This window comes from Bacteroides difficilis (assembly GCF_048319815.1).
In the GTDB taxonomy this organism is placed as follows: Bacteria; Bacteroidota; Bacteroidia; order Bacteroidales; family Bacteroidaceae; genus Bacteroides; species Bacteroides zhangwenhongii.
Genome location: NZ_CP182814.1, coordinates 2079614 through 2095709, shown reverse-complemented (window position 1 = coordinate 2095709; position 16096 = coordinate 2079614). Strand labels below are relative to the sequence as shown.

The following is a 16096-nucleotide window of genomic DNA, read 5'->3' as shown; positions in this document are numbered from 1 at the left end:
TATTATAAATAAATAAAGTAACGAACAAATTTTCCCTTTCAAATTCTTTGCCCGCTTTACTTGTGTACTTCGAATATTATTCCTAATATTGCAACGTGTTTCTCTTCTCCAATTAAAATCGGGATGTTTCCACATCCCCTGTTTGTCTGTGTAAATAAGAAAAGTCTGCGGTAATATTTATTAATTTAACTCATAACAGACTTTAAACATGAACAAGTTTATCTTTATAACACTATTCCTTGTGGGAAACGTGTTTTCGGTATGCCTTGCACAATCCTATCCTTATCAAAAGGAATCCATCCCCGTCCCCCAACGGGTGAAAGATCTATTGTCACGCATGACACTTGAAGAAAAAATAGCAGAACTGAACTTAATACCTTATTATACGAAAGACGACTCCATCTGCCGGTCTCTGATACGTGCAGGGAAAGTCGGTGCTTTTTTGAAAGCGAATGGAGCGGAACTAAACCGTTCTCTACAAGAGGAGGCTCTGAAACATAGCAGGTTAGGTATTCCTTTAGTTTTTCATGAAGATGTCATTCACGGATATCGCACCATTCCCCCCATTCCACTAGCCGAATCGTGTAGTTGGAATCCGGAACTAGTAGAACAAAGTGCCGCTATGGCAGCGCGGGAAGCCGCCGCAGCAGGTATCCAACTGACCTACGCGCCGATGGTTGACATATCATACGATCCTCGTTGGGGACGTATTATGGAAACATCCGGTGAAGATGCTTACTTGTGCGGAGAACTGGCTGCCGCAAGAGTCCGAGGTTTTCAAGGGGACGACTTGACAAGTCCTCATACGATTGCTGCCTGCGTAAAGCATTTTGCCGGTTATGGGGCAGTCATGGCAGGAAGAGACTATCAAGAAACGGACGTATCTCTGCGCAAACTTCAGGAAGTTTATCTCCCTCCTTTTCAAGCAGCCATTAATGCAGGAGTAGCAAGTGTCATGTGCGCATATACCTCCTACGATGGAGAGCCGCTGACAATGAACTATTTCATGAATGAAGAGGTGTTGCGTAAACAAATGCAGTTCAAAGGATTGCTAATGACCGATTGGACAACTTTCCAACATGCAGTGACGGAAGGAGCCGCCGACAACGGACAAGAAGCTGCTGAAAGAGGCATCAAAAGCGGAATAGACATGGATATGAGCGCCAAACAGTTTATCGAATTCCTGCCGGAGCTGGTAAGAACACAGAAAGTTCCGGAACAACTGATTAACCGCGCTGCCGCCCGTGCCTTAGAACTGAAATTCCGGTTGGGGCTGTTTGACAATCCATTCGCCTACTTTAATACCGAACGGGAAAAGCAGACACTTTATTCTAAAGAAAGCCAGGAAGACGCATACCAAATGGCTTGTCAAAGTATGGTACTCTTAAAAAATGAAGATCGGACACTTCCCTTATCCGACTCTAAAAGAATAGCACTAGTTGGTCCATTCGCCAATGCACGCTACCATTTGCTGGGTTCCTGGAATATGAAAGGAAACAGTAAAGAGGTAATTACGGTAGAAGAAGGCTTCAAAGCCTTACGTACCGATATCCCGATTGATGTACGGGCTTGTGACTTCTCCGGTATTACACCGGACTATTTGTCGGATGTTTGTGCTTTGGCACAAAAAAATGAAATCATTATAGCTTGTCTCGGAGAACCGTCCAACTTATCTGGAGAAGCTGTTTCAACCGCCAAAATCGAGTTACCAGATCAGCAGATGAGATTGCTGAAAACATTGAAGACAACCGGAAAAAAAATCATCGTGGTGTTATTCAACGGCCGACCGCTAGTATTGGATGAAGTCATCAAGAACTGCGATGCCCTACTGGAAGCCTGGTATCCCGGCACTATGGGAGGAAAAGCCGTAGCAGCCTTACTGACAGGTATTGAAAATCCCTCAGGGAAACTTTCGCAGACTTTCCCCAGACATGCGGGGCAGATTCCTATTGTTTATAATGCCAGAAGAACTTTTTACACAGTACACCACGCCGACATACCGCAAGGAGCCTTATTTCCATTCGGATTCGGTCTGAGTTACACGCAATACAAATATTCCTCTCCCGTTACCGATAAGACAGAATATCGAAAGGGAGATTCCGTCACTGTACGGATAAAAATCAAGAATACAGGTTCCGTAGCGGGCAGAGAAATTGTACAGCTTTATATACGTGACGAAGTGGCTACCGTCATTCCAAGAGAAAAGGAATTAAAACGCTTTGTTTCCATCCATCTTCAGCCCGGCGAAGAGAAGGAGATTCGTTTTACTATTCCTTCCGCAGATTTTAGCATATACAATAATAAAATGGAAAAGGTACTGGAATCCGGAAGCTTTACCATCGGCATCGGTCCAAATTCTTCTGAATTAAATCAAACTAAAGTATATTTCCTTTAATCACCTATTAAAAACAACTCGTATGAACATTAGAGTAAAAGCTATCGTCCTCATCTTCTCCGGACTTTGCAGTCTGGGAAGCCTGAACGGACAACCCCCGATGGGAGTTACCCACTCCGGGCAGTCAACCTCGCAAGCTCCTTTCCCATTGACACAGTACACGGAACTCAAGAATCCGGCCCCAACGGACGGGGAGTCTTGGAAAGACCTTTCCGGCACTCGTTGCGCATGGGGAAACACTTACACCCGATATAAGAAAGAGGTAAATCCACGTCTCAATCAGAAAAAGATTGATATCAAAGGATGGAAAGGAGAAAGAGTCGCCGCACAGTTGGTAGTTTCTTCCACTATCGATTTGGATAATGTTTCCGTAGAAATAGCTCCCCTGACGCATTCCTCCGGTAAACAAAGCATTTCGGCAGACCGTATTCTGAAAGGGTTTGTCAGATATGTGATGACAGATGAACTGAACAAGAACCAAAAAGGTACTTGCGGTCCCCGGCCGGACTTGTCACAATTCGACTCCACACTGGTAGCTGACCCTATCGACCATCTCGCCGCTGCTTTACCGATAAAAGCGAAAACCTCTCAAGGATACTGGATACGCGTCTGGATTCCTGAAGATGCAATTAGCGGCAATTATTCATCCGATGTACTTATAAAGAATAATCACGAAGTGATCGGGAAGTTAAAACTGACCGTACAGGTTCAGCAACGCACATTGCCTCAACCCGATCAATGGGCTTTCCATCTGGACCTTTGGCAAAACCCATTTGCAGTGGCCCGTTATCATCAGGTTCCTTTATGGTCGGAGGAACACTTCAGAATCTTAAAGACAGAACTGCAACCATACGCGGAGGCAGGTGGAAAAGTGATTACCGTCCCCATCATGCACCACCCTTGGGGCGGACAAACTTACGATCCATACGAAACGATGATCACTTGGGTTCGGAAAATAGACGGCAGCTGGTGGTTCGACTACACGATCTTCGACAAATGGGTGGAGTTCATGATGGATATGGGAGTAAAAAAGGAGATCGGATGCTATTCCATGATTCCCTGGAAACTGTCTTTCCTCTATTTCGACCAAGCCACCAACAGCATGAAAGAATTAAAATCCAAGCCGGGAGAGCAGGCTTATCACGACCTATGGCTAAGTATGCTGAAAGACTTTGCCACTCACTTAAAATCCAAAGGCTGGTTTGACATTACGCACATCGCTATGGACGAACGCCCCATGCCCGATATGTTGAAAGCACTGAAGATTATCCGTGAAGCAGATCCGGATTTCAAGGTTTCACTTGCCGGCTCACTCCATAAAGAACTTTCCGACGAACTGAATGATTATTGCATTGCCATCGCAGAAAAATTCAGTGAAGAGATGAAAGCGAAACGGAAAGCAGAAGGAAAAATCACAACTTACTACACCTGTTGCGCAGAATCCCATCCCAACACATATACATTCAGCAACCCGGCAGAAGGCGCTTGGATAGCCTGGTATGCAGCGAAAGAGAATCTGGACGGATACCTGCGTTGGGCATTGAACAGCTGGACTATCGAACCGTTACTAGACAGCCGCTTCTACACATGGGGAGCCGGAGATACTTACCTTCTCTATCCGGGAGGAAGGACCTGTCTGCGTTTCGAGAATCTGGTGGCAGGCATACAGGCATACGAAAAAATCCGAATCCTGAAAACGGAACTGCAAACCCAAAACAAGACTGCTACACTACGCAAACTGGAGAGAGTACTTGAAAGTTTTGATGAGCTCCAACTGTTAAAGACTCCGGCAAACGTCGTAGTGGAAAAAGCGAATCTGTTTATCAACGGGCTCTAGGTTTCCGATTGCTTACAGAACACATTGTGCCACTCTATTGCTATGAGGGTGGCATAATAATTTGCGTTTCAACACACCATCATGAAATATTTTCGTCATATCTTATCCTACACTTCCGCTTTTTTTCGTACTTTTACCCCTTGTTGGAAAGAAGTGCCTTTCTGACCCTTGAGAACAGAAAAAGAAAAAAGCAATATATAAAATGAATCACAAATGGAATTATCGACCCATTACACCCGAACAGGCAGAGACAAGCCAGATATTGGCCCAAGAATTAGGGATTAGCCCGATACTTGGACAACTTTTGGTGCAACGGGGAATTACGAAAGCGGCAGACGCTAAGAAATTCTTCCGTCCGCAATTGCCCGACCTGCACGACCCATTCCTGATGAAGGATATGGACGTTGCAGTAGAACGTCTGAACAAGGCGATGGGAAAGAAAGAACGCATTCTAATTTATGGAGATTATGACGTAGACGGCACTACTGCGGTAGCATTGGTCTACAAGTTTATTCAACAGTTCTATTCGAACCTTGACTATTACATACCCGACCGTTACAATGAAGGGTATGGCATTTCTAAAAAAGGAGTGGACTATGCCGCCGAAACCGGTGTAGGGCTTATTATTGTACTCGATTGCGGCATAAAGGCTGTGGAGGAAATCACGTATGCCAAAGAGAAAGGAATCGACTTTATCATCTGCGACCATCATGTGCCGGATGAGATGCTTCCACCTGCCGTAGCCATTCTGAATGCCAAGCGCTTGGACAATACGTATCCGTACACACACCTTTCCGGTTGCGGGGTCGGTTTCAAATTTATGCAGGCGTTCGCCATCAGCAACGGCATCGAGTTTCATCATCTGATTCCGCTGCTCGACATCGTGGCGGTAAGTATCGCATCGGATATCGTGCCCATCATGGGTGAAAACCGTATTCTCGCCTTTCATGGGTTGAAGCAGCTGAACAGCAACCCGAGTACCGGAATGAAAGCGATCATCGATGTATGCGGACTCTCCGAAAAAGAGATTACCGTCAGCGATATCGTATTCAAAATAGGACCGCGCATCAACGCATCGGGACGCATTCAGAACGGGAAAGAAGCGGTAGACTTACTCACCGAAAAAGATTTCTCGGTAGCGCTGGAGAAAGCCGGACAAATTAATCAATACAACGAGACTCGTAAAGACCTCGACAAGAGTATGACGGAAGAGGCGAACAATATCGTCGCCAATCTGGACGGGCTTGCCGACCGCCGCTCTATCGTGATCTACAACGAAGAGTGGCACAAGGGAGTGATCGGTATTGTGGCTTCCCGACTGACAGAAGTCTACTATCGCCCGGCTGTAGTGCTAACCCGGACGGACGACATGGCGACAGGTTCCGCACGTTCCGTTTCCGGCTTCGATGTATATAAAGCAATCGAACATTGCCGCGACCTGCTGGAGAACTTTGGAGGACATACGTATGCTGCCGGACTATCCATGAAAGTAGAAAACGTGGAAGAGTTCACCAGACGATTTGAAGAATACGTCTCGCAGCATATTTTACCGGAGCAGACCAGTGCCGTAATCGACATTGATGCGGAGATAGATTTCAGAGACATTTCATCCAAGTTCTTCAATGATCTGAAAAGATTCAATCCTTTCGGTCCTGACAATATGAAACCTATTTTCTGTACGCACCATGTCTACGACTACGGAACAAGCAAGGTGGTGGGACGTGATCAGGAGCACATCAAACTGGAACTGGTGGATAATAAATCGAACAATGTAATGAACGGCATTGCCTTCGGGCAAAGTTCGCACGTACGTTATATCAAGACGAAACGCTCGTTCGACATCTGCTACACCATCGAAGAAAACACGCATAAGCGTGGCGAAGTCCAACTTCAAATTGAAGATATAAAGCCGATTGAATAAGTATCAGGAGATATTGAAACAATACTGGGGGTATGACTCCTTCCGCGACTTGCAGGAGGAGATCATTACCAGTATCGGCGAAGGCAAAGATACATTGGGGCTTATGCCGACAGGCGGTGGAAAGTCCATCACCTTCCAAGTGCCTGCTCTCGCTCAAGAAGGCATTTGCATCGTCATTACCCCCCTCATTGCCTTGATGAAAGATCAAGTGCAGAACCTGCGCAAGCGGGGAATCATGGCGCTTGCCGTATATTCCGGCATGACGCGCCAAGAAATTCTCACCGCACTGGAGAATTGTATCTTCGGTGATTACAAATTCCTCTATATTTCTCCGGAACGTCTGGATACGGAGATTTTCCGCACCAAACTGAAGGCGATGAAAGTCTCCATGATCACAGTAGACGAAAGTCACTGTATCTCCCAATGGGGCTATGACTTCCGGCCTGCCTATCTGAAAATTGCGGAAATACGGGAACTCCTGCCCGGAGTTCCGGTGCTGGCACTGACTGCAACCGCTACACCGGAAGTAGTAAAGGATATTCAGAATCGTCTGAACTTCCATGAAGGCAATGTCTTCCGCATGAGTTTTGAACGGAAGAACCTGGCGTACATCGTCCGCAAGACAGACAACAAGACGAACGAGTTATTGCATATCTTACGGAAAATACCGGGTAGCGCCATCATTTATGTCCGCAACAGGCGACGGACAAAAGAAATCACCGAACTGCTGGTGAACGAAGATATTACCGCTAATTTCTATCATGCCGGACTGGATAATGCAGTGAAAGACCTCCGCCAAAAACGCTGGCAAAACGGGGAAGTCCGCGTAATGGTAGCCACCAATGCTTTCGGAATGGGTATTGACAAACCGGATGTCCGCATTGTCCTTCATCTTGATCTCCCCGATTCTCCGGAAGCGTATTTTCAAGAGGCCGGGCGGGCAGGCAGAGACGGGGAAAAGGCATACGCTGTCATTCTATATGCCAAATCTGATAAGACTACCCTGCACAAACGGGTGGCAGACACCTTCCCCGACAAAGAGTATATTCTCGATGTTTACGAGCATTTGCAATATTACTATCAGATGGCGATGGGCGACGGTTTCCAATGTGTCCGCGAATTTAATCTGGAAGAATTCTGCCGGAAATTCAAATACTTTCCGGTCCCGGTAGACAGTGCACTGAAGATACTGACGCAAGCCGGTTATCTGGAATATACGGACGAACAGGATAATGCTTCCCGCATCCTTTTTACGATTCGCCGGGACGAGCTGTACAAACTACGGGAGATGGGAAAAGAAACCGAAGCGCTGATACAGACAATCCTTCGTTCCTACACAGGGGTATTCACGGATTATGCCTATATCAGCGAGGCTTCACTGTCGATACGCACAGGGTTGACACGCGAACAGATCTATAACATTCTGGTGACATTGACCAAACGCCGCATCGTGGATTATATTCCACACAAAAAGACACCTTATATTATATATACGCGCGAACGGCAGGAACTGCGTTTTGTACATATTCCTCCCTCTGTCTACGAAGAACGGAAAGCAAGGTACGAAACACGCATCAAGGCGATGGAGGATTATGTCACTTCAGAAAACGTATGTCGGAGCCGGATGCTGCTCCGCTACTTCGGAGAGAAAAACGAACATAATTGCGGCCAATGCGATATCTGCCTCAGCCACCGCGCCACAGACAGTCTGTCCGATGACTCCTTTGAAGAATTAAAAAGGCGAATGACCGGACTGCTCATTCAAAAACCGCTTACTCCGGCAGAAATAGCCAATAACATGGAAGCGGAGAAAGAAAAGGTTGGAGAGGTTATCCGCTATTTATTGGAGGAAGGCGAATGGAAGATGCAGGATGGAATGATACATATATCAAAATAAGTTATTACATTTGCAAGTGTAACTCAAAAACAACATATCATGCCGAACTTTTTTAAATCTTTCTTCTCCGGGAAATCGGAGACACCGGAAAGTGAAAAGCAGAAAAACGACCGGAAAAGATTCGAGATCTTCAAATATGACGGTTTGCGTGCGCAACGCATGGGACGCCCGGATTATGCCGTAAAATGTTTCACGGAAGCCCTTGCCATTGAGGAGGATTTCGAGACATTGGGATATCTCAGCCAACTCTACGTCCAATTGGGAGAAACAGCAAAGGCCCGCGAACTTTTGGAGAAAATGGCTGTAATGGAACCTCATGTTACCAATACTTTCCTGACATTGGCGAATGTATGCTTCATTCAGGAAGATTATCAGGCTATGGAAGAGGCAGCCAACAAGGCCATCGCCATCGAAGAAGGAAATGCCGTAGCGCATTATCTGCTGGGAAAAGCCCGCAAAGGCCAGGACGACGACCTGATGACTATCGCCCACCTCACCAAAGCTATCACCTTGAAGGATGATTTCATCGAAGCCCGCCTGTTACGTGCAGAAGCCTTATTGAAAATGAAACAATACAAAGAGGTAATGGAGGATGTAGATGCCATATTGGCTCAGAATCCGGAAGAAGAAACGGCGATACTCCTGCGTGGAAAGGTGAAGGAGGACAACGGAGAGTCCGAAGAAGCGGAAAAGGATTATCGACTTGTCACGGAAATAAATCCTTTCAACGAGCAGGCGTACCTCTATCTGGGAGGACTTTACATCACTCAGAAGAAACTGACGGAAGCTATCGGACTCTTTGACGAAGCCATTGAGTTGAATCCGAACTTCGCAGAAGCTTATAAGGAACGCGGACGTGCCAAATTGTTAAATGGCGACAAGGACGGTTCTATCGAGGACATGAAGAAATCATTGGAGCTGAACCCGAAAGATGAAGCCGGTTTGAACGGTGAATTCAAGAATCTGGGAGCAAAGCCGGAAACTCTTCCGGGTATCTTCTAAGTGTCCTTTTTATATTTTTTAGGCAAGAATAGAAAAAAAGTATCGCTTTTTGTTTGCATCTAACAGAAAATTATTACTTTTGCCCCAGAATTAGAAACCAAAGCAAAAACAAAGGATCGAATGAAATCGTTTACTTATGCATATTACTTCTTTTTTTACTTTTACTTTAGCAACAAAGTAGAGCGGGAGTTTGTATGTATCAAGTGACAGTGATGCTTAAGGACTGAATAGAGAAATCAATCATATGAATCCCGCTCCAATATGGACGCGGGATTTTTTTATATAAACCATTTAGAACAATGAAAAAGATAGCAATTCAAGGAACATTAGGTTCCTACCATGATATCGCCGCACACAAGTACTTCGAAGGGGAAGAAATAGAGCTAATCTGCTGCGCCAACTTCGAGGACGTGTTTACTTCGATACGAAAAGACAGCCAGGTAATCGGAATGCTCGCCATCGAAAATACAATTGCGGGAAGCTTGTTGCACAACAATGAGTTGTTGAGACAAAGCGGCACACAAATTATCGGCGAATACAAATTGCGTATCTCACACAGTTTTGTCTGCCTTCCCGACGAAAGCTGGGAAGACCTGACGGAAGTAAATTCCCACCCTATCGCCCTGATGCAATGCCGCGAATTCCTGAACCAACATCCGCAACTGAAAGTAGTAGAGGGTGAGGATACGGCACGCAGCGCGGAAATCATCAAGAACGAGAACTTGAAAGGACACGCCGCCATCTGTTCCAAAGCGGCAGCCGAGCGTTACGGTATGAAGGTGCTTCAAGAAGGAATCGAGACAAACAAACACAACTTCACCCGTTTTCTGGTAGTTGCCGATCCCTGGCAGATGGATGAACTACGCCAACATCATGCAAATGCTACCAACAAGGCAAGCATGGTATTCACCTTGCCGCATACGGAAGGCAGTTTGTCACAAGTGTTGTCCATCCTGTCTTTTTATAATATCAACCTGACCAAGATACAATCGTTACCGATCATCGGACGTGAATGGGAATACCAGTTTTATGTAGATGTGGCTTTCAACGATTATCTGAGATATAAGCAGTCCATTGCAGCAATCACTCCATTAACCAAAGAACTCAAAACATTAGGCGAATATGCAGAAGGAAAGTCAAATGTATAAGATCGCTCCTGCCGACAGACTGGCAAGCGTAAGTGAATACTACTTCTCCAAAAAACTGAAAGAGGTAGCACAGATGAACGCGGAAGGTAAGGACGTCATCAGTCTGGGTATCGGAAGCCCCGATATGCCCCCCTCCGAGAAAACCATCGAAACATTGTGCAACAATGCGCATGATCCCAACGGACACGGCTACCAACCGTACGTGGGTATCCCCGAACTTCGCAAGGGTTTTGCCGCCTGGTATCAACGCTGGTATGGAGTGGAACTGAATCCGAACACGGAGATACAGCCTTTGATCGGCTCGAAAGAGGGAATACTCCATGTCACTCTGGCATTTGTCAATCCGGGAGAACAAGTGTTGGTTCCCAATCCGGGATATCCCACTTATACTTCGCTGAGCAAGATACTCGGTGCGGAAGTCATCAACTATGACCTCAAAGAAGACGAGAACTGGATGCCTGATTTTGAAGTCCTGGAGAGAATGGACCTCAGCCGTGTAAAACTGATGTGGACCAATTATCCGAATATGCCGACAGGCGCCAATGCAACTCCGGAATTATACGGGCGTCTCGTTGACTTTGCCCGCCGCAAGAATATTGTAATCGTGAATGATAACCCATACAGCTTTATCCTGAACGAGAAACCGATCAGTATTCTGAGCGTACCGGGGGCCAAAGACTGTTGTATCGAATTCAACTCCATGAGCAAAAGCCACAATATGCCGGGATGGCGTATCGGTATGCTGGCCTCAAATGCGGAGTTTGTACAATGGATTCTGAAGGTGAAAAGCAATATCGACAGCGGAATGTTCCGTGCCATGCAACTGGCGGCAGCCACTGCTCTGGAAGCTGAAGCCGACTGGTACGAGGGCAATAACAAGAACTACCGTAACCGTCGCCACCTAGCCGGTGAGATTATGAAAACACTAGGGTGCACATACGATGAGAAACAGGTAGGTATGTTCCTTTGGGGAAAGATCCCCGCTTCCTGCAAAGATGTGGAAGAGTTGACGGAAAAGGTATTGCATGAAGCCAGAGTGTTTATCACACCGGGATTTATCTTTGGCAGTAACGGAGCGAGATATATCCGCATCTCTCTTTGCTGCAAAGACGCCAAGTTGGAGGAAGCACTCGAAAGGATAAAAACAATGGCACAATGTGCTGACAGCCAATGTGCCGATAAATAGAACAATTAAATAGTTTAGATAACCCAACTGCCAATGGAATTACTAGCACATTGGCATATTGATACATTATTATTATGGAACTCGAATCAATTTTATTACCGGGCATTGAGGCTAAAAGACCGATCGTCATTGCCGGCCCGTGTAGCGCAGAAACAGAAGAACAGGTAATGGATACAGCCAAGCAATTGGCAGCGAAAGGTCAGAAGATATTCCGTGCAGGAATCTGGAAACCACGTACCAAACCGGGAGGCTTCGAGGGTATAGGCGTCGAAGGTCTTGCCTGGTTGAAAGAGGTGAAAAAAGAAACCGGTATGTATGTCGCAACCGAAGTTGCAACGGCCAAGCACGTTTACGAATGTCTGAAAGCCGGAATCGATATTCTTTGGGTAGGTGCACGTACCACTGCCAACCCTTTCGCCGTACAGGAAATCGCAGACGCTCTGAAAGGCGTTGATATCCCCGTATTGGTCAAGAACCCAGTAAATCCGGATCTTGAATTGTGGATCGGAGCCTTGGAACGTATCAACAATGCAGGTCTGAAACGTCTGGGTGCTATTCATCGTGGTTTCAGCAGCTACGATAAGAAGATTTACCGCAATCTACCCCAATGGCACATTCCTATCGAACTGCGCCGCCGCATCCCTAATCTTCCCATCTTCTGTGATCCCAGTCATATCGGTGGAAAACGCGAACTGGTAGCTCCGCTTTGCCAGCAGGCTATGGACCTTAACTTCGACGGTCTGATCGTAGAAAGCCACTGCAATCCGGATTGTGCATGGAGTGACGCTTCCCAACAAGTGACTCCGGATGTACTCGACTATATCCTCAATCTATTGGTTATCCGTACCGAGACCCAATCGACCGAAAGTCTGGGGCTGCTACGCAAACAGATTGATGAATGTGATGACAACATCATTCAAGAGTTGGCAAAAAGAATGCGCGTTGCCCGTGAAATCGGTACATACAAGAAAGAACATAATATCACCGTACTCCAGACCGGACGTTACAATGAAATTCTGGAAAAGCGCGGTTCACAAGGGGAACAATGCGGTATGGATGCGGAATTCATGAAGAAAATCTTCGAGGCTATCCACGAAGAGTCTGTCCGCCAACAGATGGAGATTATCAACAAATAAACAATAGACATGAGAATATTAATACTCGGAGCCGGAAAAATGGGCTCTTTCTTTACTGATATATTGAGCTTCCAACACGAAACGGCCGTGTTCGACGTCAACCCGCACCAATTGCGTTTTGTCTACAACACTTATCGTTTCACGACATTGGAAGAAATCAAGGATTTTGAACCGGAACTGGTTATCAACGCCGCAACAGTAAAGTACACACTGGACGCTTTCCGCAAAGTGTTGCCTGTGCTGCCCAAAGATTGTATCATCAGTGATATCGCTTCTGTTAAAACGGGACTGAAGAAGTTCTACGAAGAAAGCGGCTTCCGTTATGTTTCCAGTCACCCTATGTTCGGTCCGACTTTCGCCAGCCTTAGCAATCTAAGCAGCGAGAACGCCATTATCATCAGTGAAGGAGATCACTTGGGTAAGATCTTTTTTAAAGACCTCTACCAAACCTTGCGGTTGAACATCTTCGAATATACCTTTGACGAACATGATGAAACGGTGGCTTACTCGCTATCCATCCCGTTCGTTTCGACGTTCGTATTTGCAGCTGTAATGAAACACCAGGAAGCGCCGGGAACCACATTCAAGAAGCATATGGCTATTGCCAAAGGTTTGCTGAGCGAAGATGACTACCTGCTTCAGGAAATTCTGTTCAACCCGCGCACTCCGGGACAGGTGGCCAACATCCGCACCGAGCTGAAAAATCTTCTCGAAATCATTGAGAACAAGGATGCGGAAGGAATGAAGAAGTATCTGACAAAGATTCGGGAAAAGATCAAATAACCCGTAACCGGCAATCACTGATTACACATAAGATTTAACGGTCCCCTGCAAAAAAGTTCTTTGCAGGGGATTTTTTTATGTGTACCTTTGTATCCGCAAAAACAGATTTACAGGAGATAGAAAGAATGATAGATCAAGCTACCATAGACCGGATATTGGATGCGGCACAGATCATGGATGTCGTTTCAGATTTTGTCACACTACGCAAGCGTGGAGTGAATTATGTCGGTTTGTGTCCTTTTCATAACGACAAGACTCCTTCTTTTTATGTCTCTCCCGCCAAAGGGCTTTGCAAATGTTTCGCATGTGGAAAAGGGGGAAATGCCGTACACTTCATCATGGAGCACGAGCAGATGTCCTATCCGGAAGCACTAAGATACCTCGCCAAGAAGTACAATATCGAAATCAAAGAACGGGAACTGAGTGATGAAGAAAAGTTTGTGCAAAGCGAACGGGAAAGTCTGTTTATCGTCAATAACTTCGCACGCGATTACTTTCAGAATATACTGAAGAACCATGTAGACGGTCGTAGTATCGGGATGGCTTATTTCCGCAATCGCGGCTTTCGGGATGATATCATCGAGAAGTTTCAGTTAGGATATTGCACCGACAGCCACGACGCTTTCGCCCAAGAAGCAATACAGAAAGGATATAAGAAAGAGTATCTTGTGAAAACGGGACTTTGTTATGAAACGGATGACCACCGTCTGCGGGACCGCTTTTGGGGACGTGTCATATTCCCGGTACACACTCTTTCGGGAAAGGTAGTAGCCTTCGGCGGACGTGTGCTTGCCAGTGCGACCAAAGGGGTTAAGGTCAAATATGTCAATTCTCCCGAATCGGATATTTACCACAAGAGCAACGAACTATACGGTATCTATTTTGCCAAACAGGCGATTGTAAAACAAGACCGTTGCTTTTTGGTTGAAGGGTACACAGACGTAATCTCTATGCACCAATCCGGCATCGAGAATGTAGTGGCCTCTTCGGGAACAGCGCTTACACCGGGACAAATCCGTATGATTCACCGCTTCACAAACAATATGACGGTGCTTTATGACGGTGACGCCGCAGGTATCAAAGCTTCTATCCGTGGTATTGATATGCTGCTCGAAGAGGGTATGAACGTCAAAGTCTGCCTGCTTCCCGATGGTGATGACCCGGACTCTTTCGCCCGCAAACATAACTCTACGGAATTCCAGGCTTTCATCTCGGAACACGAAACGGACTTTATCCGCTTCAAGACTAACTTGCTGTTAGAGGACGCCGGAAGAGATCCCATCAAACGTGCGGAACTGATCGGCAATCTGGTACAAAGCATTTCGGTCATACCTGAAGCGATTGTACGGGATGTTTATATCAAAGAATGTGCCCAACTATTACATATAGAAGATAAACTGTTGGTTTCGGAAGTTGCCAAAAGACGGGAAACGCAAGCGGAGAAACGGGCGGAACAGACAGAACGGGACCGACGGATTGCCGAAAGGGCAGCCTCTATGCCACAAGGTGAACAGGCCGGAAATATGCCTGCTCCCAATGGGGATGTTCCATTGCCTCCTGAAATTGCTGAGGCAGGATATACAGAATCCCCTTTCCCGCCACAAGAAGACAACTATGCTTCTTTTATTCCGCAGGAAGGAAAAGAAGGGCAGGAGTTTTATAAATTCGAGCGGTTGATATTACAGGCTGTAGTCCGTTACGGTGAGAAAGTCATGTGTAATCTGACTGACGAAGAAGGAAATGAAATCCCAGTCACTGTCATAGAATATGTTGTCAATGACTTGAAAGAGGATGATTTGGCTTTCCATAATCCGTTGCATCGCCAAATGCTGTCGGAAGCTGCCGCACATATGCATGATTCGGGGTTTATCGCGGAGCGTTACTTCTTGGCACATCCCGACCCGATTATCAGTAAATTAAGCGTAGACCTGATTAATGTACGTTATCAACTCAGCAAATACCACTCCAAATCACAGAAGATTGTGACAGATGAAGAACGGCTCTACGAACTGGTTCCCATGTTGATGATTAACTTTAAATACGCAATCGTTACGGAAGAACTGAAGCATATGCTTTATGCACTGCAGGACCCGGCGCTCGCTCATGACAATGAAAAGTGCGACTCACTAATGCAACGTTATAATGAGCTGAGAACCGTACAAAGCATTATGGCAAAACGCTTAGGGGATAGGGTTGTTCTACGCTAACTCCCGTGCTGGATGAGATTCATAAACTCTTCGCGAGTCTTTGCCTGATTGAAAGCCCCCGTAAAGTCGGAAGTAGTAGTAATAGAGTTCTGTTTTTCAACACCACGCATTTGCATACACATATGTTTAGCTTCCACTACAACCATTACACCTAACGGATTCAGCGTTTCCTGAATACACTCCTTGATTTGCAGCGTCATGCGTTCCTGCACTTGCAGGCGATGAGAGAATATATCGACCACACGGGCAATCTTACTAAGTCCCGTGATATAGCCGTTAGGAATATAGGCCACGTGTGCCTTTCCATAAAACGGTAGCATATGATGTTCGCAGAGAGAGAAGAAATCAATGTCTTTCACAATCACCATCTGACTGTATTCCTCCTTGAATTTAGCGGAACGAAGTACTTCGTGCGGGTCGATGTGATACCCTTTTGTTAAACTCAGCATCGCCTTAGCTACCCGTTCGGGAGTTTTCAACAGCCCTTCCCGTTCAGCGTCTTCGCCCAACAAAGTTATAATACTACGATAATGATTCTTCAATTCCTCCAAATTCGGAGAGACAATTTCTTCTTTTTCCAACAT

At 46.0% G+C, this 16096-nt stretch carries 11 protein-coding genes; 10 read left to right on the top strand and 1 reads right to left on the bottom strand.

Annotated features, from left to right (window positions below):
- The first annotated feature begins 208 nt into the window (after positions 1-208).
- The 10 genes from ACNOGP_RS07775 (at position 209) to dnaG (ending at position 15512) form a co-directional block, all read left to right on the top strand.
- Positions 209-2395 carry a glycoside hydrolase family 3 N-terminal domain-containing protein gene (locus tag ACNOGP_RS07775; protein WP_418214476.1) on the top strand — a complete coding sequence of 729 codons (2187 nt, stop codon included), beginning with the start codon at positions 209-211 and terminating at the stop codon, positions 2393-2395.
- 22 nt (positions 2396-2417) lie between these two features.
- Entirely contained in the window at positions 2418-4232 is a 1815-nt protein-coding gene (locus ACNOGP_RS07770) for a DUF4091 domain-containing protein (protein WP_418214475.1), read from the top strand.
- 202 nt (positions 4233-4434) lie between these two features.
- Complete coding sequence (gene recJ / locus ACNOGP_RS07765) at positions 4435-6153, top strand: single-stranded-DNA-specific exonuclease RecJ (RefSeq protein WP_272720715.1); 1719 nt, start codon at positions 4435-4437, stop codon at positions 6151-6153.
- Positions 6146-8050 carry a RecQ family ATP-dependent DNA helicase gene (locus tag ACNOGP_RS07760; protein ID WP_418214474.1) on the top strand — a complete coding sequence of 635 codons (1905 nt, stop codon included), beginning with the start codon at positions 6146-6148 and terminating at the stop codon, positions 8048-8050. Before recJ ends, ACNOGP_RS07760 begins: the two co-directional genes overlap by 8 nt.
- A gap of 39 nt (positions 8051-8089) precedes the next feature.
- Positions 8090-9052, top strand: a complete 963-nt coding sequence (locus tag ACNOGP_RS07755) for a tetratricopeptide repeat protein (protein WP_418214473.1) — start codon at positions 8090-8092, stop codon at positions 9050-9052.
- A gap of 299 nt (positions 9053-9351) precedes the next feature.
- Positions 9352-10200 carry a prephenate dehydratase gene (locus ACNOGP_RS07750; protein WP_418214472.1) on the top strand — a complete coding sequence of 283 codons (849 nt, stop codon included), beginning with the start codon at positions 9352-9354 and terminating at the stop codon, positions 10198-10200.
- Positions 10175-11386, top strand: coding sequence for a pyridoxal phosphate-dependent aminotransferase (locus tag ACNOGP_RS07745; RefSeq protein WP_418214471.1), 1212 nt, complete (start codon positions 10175-10177; stop codon positions 11384-11386). Before ACNOGP_RS07750 ends, ACNOGP_RS07745 begins: the two co-directional genes overlap by 26 nt.
- A gap of 74 nt (positions 11387-11460) precedes the next feature.
- A complete protein-coding gene (locus ACNOGP_RS07740; protein WP_007764407.1) occupies positions 11461-12522 on the top strand; it encodes a bifunctional 3-deoxy-7-phosphoheptulonate synthase/chorismate mutase type II in 1062 nt (353 codons plus the stop codon).
- Between the two features lie 9 nt (positions 12523-12531).
- Positions 12532-13305, top strand: a complete 774-nt coding sequence (locus ACNOGP_RS07735; RefSeq protein ID WP_007749366.1) for a prephenate dehydrogenase — start codon at positions 12532-12534, stop codon at positions 13303-13305.
- Between the two features lie 125 nt (positions 13306-13430).
- A complete protein-coding gene (dnaG, locus tag ACNOGP_RS07730) occupies positions 13431-15512 on the top strand; it encodes a DNA primase (RefSeq protein WP_195475716.1) in 2082 nt (693 codons plus the stop codon).
- On the opposite strand, the gene folE is transcribed toward dnaG, so the two are convergent.
- On the bottom strand, positions 15509-16096 hold the full coding sequence (gene folE, locus ACNOGP_RS07725; RefSeq protein ID WP_007749368.1) for a GTP cyclohydrolase I FolE: 588 nt from the start codon (positions 16094-16096) through the stop codon (positions 15509-15511). The genes dnaG and folE overlap by 4 nt on opposite strands.

Excerpts from the sequence above, each read along its gene's own strand:
- ACNOGP_RS07750 (WP_418214472.1), top strand. The coding sequence starts at position 9,352 with ATGAAAAAGATAGCAATTCAAGGAACATTAGGTTCCTACCATGATATC.
- ACNOGP_RS07755 (WP_418214473.1), top strand. The coding sequence starts at position 8,090 with ATGCCGAACTTTTTTAAATCTTTCTTCTCCGGGAAATCGGAGACACCG.
- ACNOGP_RS07775 (WP_418214476.1), top strand. The coding sequence starts at position 209 with ATGAACAAGTTTATCTTTATAACACTATTCCTTGTGGGAAACGTGTTT.
- ACNOGP_RS07735 (WP_007749366.1), top strand. The coding sequence starts at position 12,532 with ATGAGAATATTAATACTCGGAGCCGGAAAAATGGGCTCTTTCTTTACT.
- ACNOGP_RS07740 (WP_007764407.1), top strand. The coding sequence starts at position 11,461 with ATGGAACTCGAATCAATTTTATTACCGGGCATTGAGGCTAAAAGACCG.
- ACNOGP_RS07745 (WP_418214471.1), top strand. The coding sequence starts at position 10,175 with ATGCAGAAGGAAAGTCAAATGTATAAGATCGCTCCTGCCGACAGACTG.
- ACNOGP_RS07770 (WP_418214475.1), top strand. The coding sequence starts at position 2,418 with ATGAACATTAGAGTAAAAGCTATCGTCCTCATCTTCTCCGGACTTTGC.
- recJ (WP_272720715.1), top strand. The coding sequence starts at position 4,435 with ATGAATCACAAATGGAATTATCGACCCATTACACCCGAACAGGCAGAG.
- folE (WP_007749368.1), bottom strand. The coding sequence starts at position 16,096 with ATGTTGGAAAAAGAAGAAATTGTCTCTCCGAATTTGGAGGAATTGAAG.
- dnaG (WP_195475716.1), top strand. The coding sequence starts at position 13,431 with ATGATAGATCAAGCTACCATAGACCGGATATTGGATGCGGCACAGATC.